Annotated in this window: 8 protein-coding genes; all 8 read left to right on the top strand. The window is 59.9% G+C overall.

Annotated features, from left to right (window positions below; genetic code table 11):
- Positions 1-261, top strand: a 261-nt coding sequence (gene rpsJ / locus Q0S16_RS12100) for a 30S ribosomal protein S10 (RefSeq protein ID WP_295848503.1), incomplete at its 5' end; no start/stop codon positions are given.
- A gap of 109 nt (positions 262-370) precedes the next feature.
- Positions 371-1,105, top strand: coding sequence for a 50S ribosomal protein L3 (gene rplC / locus Q0S16_RS12095; RefSeq protein ID WP_295848501.1), 735 nt, complete (start codon positions 371-373; stop codon positions 1,103-1,105).
- A 1-nt stretch (position 1,106) separates the two neighbouring features.
- Positions 1,107-1,727, top strand: coding sequence for a 50S ribosomal protein L4 (gene rplD, locus Q0S16_RS12090; RefSeq protein WP_295848500.1), 621 nt, complete (start codon positions 1,107-1,109; stop codon positions 1,725-1,727).
- Positions 1,724-2,023 carry a 50S ribosomal protein L23 gene (locus tag Q0S16_RS12085; protein WP_295848497.1) on the top strand — a complete coding sequence of 100 codons (300 nt, stop codon included), beginning with the start codon at positions 1,724-1,726 and terminating at the stop codon, positions 2,021-2,023. The genes rplD and Q0S16_RS12085 overlap by 4 nt, the downstream gene beginning before the upstream one ends.
- A gap of 12 nt (positions 2,024-2,035) precedes the next feature.
- The gene (rplB, locus tag Q0S16_RS12080; protein ID WP_295848494.1) at positions 2,036-2,869 is read left to right on the top strand and encodes a 50S ribosomal protein L2; all 834 of its coding nucleotides are present in this window, start codon (positions 2,036-2,038) and stop codon (positions 2,867-2,869) included.
- Between the two features lie 12 nt (positions 2,870-2,881).
- A complete protein-coding gene (gene rpsS, locus Q0S16_RS12075) occupies positions 2,882-3,160 on the top strand; it encodes a 30S ribosomal protein S19 (protein ID WP_295848493.1) in 279 nt (92 codons plus the stop codon).
- 10 nt (positions 3,161-3,170) lie between these two features.
- Entirely contained in the window at positions 3,171-3,554 is a 384-nt protein-coding gene (gene rplV / locus Q0S16_RS12070) for a 50S ribosomal protein L22 (protein WP_295848492.1), read from the top strand.
- A 20-nt stretch (positions 3,555-3,574) separates the two neighbouring features.
- On the top strand, positions 3,575-4,163 hold a 589-nt coding region (gene rpsC / locus Q0S16_RS12065), incomplete at its 3' end, for a 30S ribosomal protein S3 (protein WP_295848491.1).

Below are 4,163 nucleotides of genomic sequence, written 5' to 3'. Positions count from 1 at the left end.
ATTCTCGATGCGTCGACCCGCGAGATCGTAAGCACGGCGAAGCGTACCGGTGCACAGGTCCGCGGACCGATCCCGCTGCCGACGCGCATCGAGAAGTTTACCGTCAACCGTTCGCCCCATGTCGACAAGAAGAGCCGCGAGCAGTTCGAGATGCGCACCCACAAGCGTCTTCTCGATATCGTCGATCCGACCCCGCAGACTGTCGATGCTTTGATGAAGCTCGATCTGGCCGCCGGTGTCGACGTCGAGATCAAGCTCTGACACTTAACCGCGAAAGCGGGCGCCGGTCCTAGGACCGGGGCAGGTGTCCCACGACAAGTATTTTAGGTCCAGTCCGGTCAAACGGACAGAAAGAACAGGAAGCACGCCGATGCGCTCCGGAGTGATCGCACAAAAGGTCGGAATGACACGGGTCTTTACGGAGACCGGTGAGCACATTCCAGTGACCGTGCTAAAGCTGGGCAATTGCCAGGTGTTAGGTCACCTTACCAGCGAGAAAAATGGTTACGTTGCGTTGCAGCTCGGTTCGGGCACGCGCAAGACCGTTTATTTGCCAAAGGCCGAACGCGGCCAGTTCGCGGTCGCAAAGGTTGAACCCAAGCGCAAGGTCGCGGAATTCCGCGTGTCGGAAGACTCGCTGATCCCGGTCGGCGCCGAAATTCAGGCAGACCACTTCGTGGTCGGTCAGTTTGTCGACGTTACCGGTACCTCGGTCGGTAAGGGTTTCGCCGGCGGCATGAAGCGCTGGAATTTCCGCGGTCTGCGCGCCACCCACGGCGTCTCGGTCTCGCATCGTTCGATCGGTTCGACCGGTGGACGTCAGGATCCCGGCAAGACCTTCAAGAACAAGAAGATGCCTGGTCACATGGGCGTCGACAAGATCACCACGTTGAACCTGCGCGTTGTGCAGCTCGATGTGGAGCGCGGCCTGATCCTCGTCGAAGGCGCCGTTCCCGGCTCCAAGGGCGGCTGGATCGCGGTACGCGACGCGATCAAGAAGGCTTTGCCGAAAGATGCGCCGAAGCCGGGCAAGTTCCGCCTGGTTGGCGAAGGTATCGAACAGGCTGCTCCGGCAGAACCCGTCGTCGAGCAGGAGGGCGTGTGAGATGAAGCTTAATGTCACCACGCTTGAGGGCAAGGACGCTGGTTCGATCGAGCTGTCCGATGCCATCTTCGGCCTCGAGCCGCGCGTTGATATCATTCAGCGCTGCGTCAACTGGCAGCTTGCCAAGCGGCAGGCCGGCACGCACAAGACCAAGGGTCGCGCCGAGATCTGGCGCACCGGCAAGAAGATGTACAAGCAGAAGGGCACCGGCGGTGCTCGTCACGGTTCGGCCCGCGTTCCGCAGTTCCGCGGCGGTGGTCGTGCTTTCGGTCCGGTCGTTCGCTCCCATGCGTTCGATCTGCCGAAGAAGGTCCGCGCGCTTGCGCTGAAGCATGCTCTGTCTGCGAAGGCAAAGGATGGCGGCCTTATCGTGATCGAGAACGCCACCCTGGAAGAAGCCAAGACCAAGGCGCTGCTCGGGCATTTCTCGGGTCTCGGCCTGACCAATGCGCTGATCGTTGACGGCGCCGAAGTTCATACCGGTTTCGCCATGGCGGCCCGCAACATCCCGAACATCGACGTGCTGCCGATCCAGGGCATTAACGTCTATGACATTCTGCGTCGCCATAAACTGGTCCTGACGAAGGCGGCACTCGATGCGTTGGAGGCGCGCTTCAAATGAAGAATATTGACCCGCGTCATTACGACATCATCGTCGCCCCCGTGGTGACGGAGAAGGCCACGGTTGCATCTGAATTCAACAAGGTTGTATTCAAGGTCGCGATCAAGGCCACCAAGCCGCAGATCAAGGAAGCCATCGAAAAGCTGTTCGATGTCAAGGTGAAGAGCGTGAATACGCTGGTTCGCAAGGGCAAGAAGAAGGTTTTTCGCGGCAATTTCGGTTCGCAGTCGGATGTCAAGCGTGCGATCGTGACCCTCGAAGAGGGCCACCGCATCGACGTCACGACCGGGCTATAAGGCGGATATCCGATGGCACTTAAAAAATTCAACCCAACGACACCTGGCCAGCGCCAGCTGGTCATTGTCGATCGCTCGGCGCTCTACAAGGGCAAGCCGGTCAAGACGCTGACCGAAGGCAAGCATTCGAGCGGCGGTCGTAACAACACCGGTCGCACGGTTGTTCGTTTTCGCGGCGGCGGCCACAAACAGACCTATCGAATCGTTGATTTCAAGCGCACTAAGGTCGATATGCCTGCGCGAGTCGAACGGCTCGAGTATGACCCCAATCGCACCGCCTTCATCGCGCTGCTGAAGTACGAAGATGGGACCTTGTCCTATATCCTCGCGCCGCAGCGTCTCGCAGTTGGTGATTCCGTGATTGCCGGTAATTATGTCGACGTGAAGCCGGGCAATGTCATGCCGCTCGGCAACATGCCGATCGGCACCATCATCCATAACGTCGAGCTGAAAATCGGCAAGGGCGGCCAGATGGCCCGTTCTGCCGGTACCTACGCCCAGCTCGTCGGCCGCGACCATGACTATGTGATCGTTCGCCTCAATTCGGGTGAGCAGCGCCTGGTTCACGGACGTTGCACCGGGACCATCGGCGCCGTGTCGAACCCCGACCACATGAATACCTCGATGGGCAAGGCCGGCCGTATGCGCTGGTTTGGTCGTCGCCCGCATAACCGCGGCGTGTCGATGAACCCGGTCGACCATCCGCACGGCGGTGGTGAAGGCAAGACCTCGGGCGGCCGGCATCCGGTTACCCCGTGGGGCAAGCCGACCAAGGGCAAGAAGACGCGTTCGAACAAGTCGACTACGAAGTTTATTCTCATCAGCCGCCACAAGCGGAAGAAGTAAGGATCGCCGGACATGGTTCGTTCAGTCTGGAAAGGCCCGTTCGTCGAAGGCTCGCTGCTCAAGAAGGCAGATGTCGCCCGCGCGTCAGGTCGTCACGACGTCATCAAGATCTGGAGCCGACGCTCGACGATCTTGCCGCAGTTTGTCGGTCTTACCTTTGGCGTTTACAACGGCCAAAAGCATGTACCTGTCGCCATCAATGAAGAGATGGTCGGTCACAAGTTCGGCGAGTTTTCGCCGACCCGGACCTTCCACGGTCATTCGGGCGACAAGAAAGCCAAGAAGGGCTGAGGACTAAGTTATGAGCAAGCCAAAGCGCGAACGGAGCCTCCCCGATAACGAGGCCAAGGCGATCGCCCGCATGTTGCGCGTGAGCCCGCAGAAGCTGAACCTGGTTGCGCAGATGATCCGCGGCCGGAAGGCTTCGGCCGCGCTCGCCGACCTGCAGTTCTCGCGCAAGCGGATCGCGGTCGACGTCAAGAAGTGCCTGGAGTCGGCCATTGCGAACGCCGAGAACAATCATGACCTCGAGGTCGACGATCTGATCGTCTCCGAGGCGCATGTTGGTAAGGGTATTGTCATGAAGCGTTTTTCACCGCGCGGCCGTGGCCGTTCGGGGCGCATTTTTAAACCATTCGCGCAGCTGACGATCGTTGTTCGTCAGGTCGAAGCAGCGACAGCTTAAGCAGGGCGCGGGAGAGTACGATGGGTCAAAAGATTAATCCAATCGGTCTGCGTCTTGGCATCAACCGCACGTGGGATTCACGTTGGTATGCCGGCAAGAACGAATATGGCAAGCTGTTGCACGAGGATGTCAAAATCCGCGAGATCCTGCACAAGGAGCTGAAGCAGGCTGCTGTCGCCAAGATCATCATCGAGCGTCCGCACAAGAAGTGCCGCGTCACGATCCACTCGGCTCGTCCGGGCGTCGTGATCGGCAAGAAGGGCGCGGACATCGACAAGCTTCGCAAGAAGGTTGCCGACATCACCGCCTCCGACGTCGTGATCAACATCGTCGAGATCCGTAAGCCGGAACTCGATGCGACCCTGGTCGCCGAGTCGATCGCGCAGCAGCTCGAGCGTCGTGTGGCGTTCCGCCGTGCGATGAAGCGGGCAGTGCAGTCGGCCATGCGTCTCGGCGCCGAAGGCATTCGTATCAATTGTTCGGGTCGCCTCGGCGGCGCGGAAATCGCTCGGATGGAGTGGTATCGCGAAGGTCGCGTTCCGCTGCACACGCTGCGCGCGGACATCGACTACGGCGTCGCCACCGCGTTCACGACGTTCGGTACCTGCG

The organism is Tardiphaga sp., assembly GCF_025356345.1.
Classification (GTDB): domain Bacteria; phylum Pseudomonadota; class Alphaproteobacteria; order Rhizobiales; family Xanthobacteraceae; genus Tardiphaga.
This window is presented reverse-complemented; position numbering and strand designations above follow the sequence as displayed.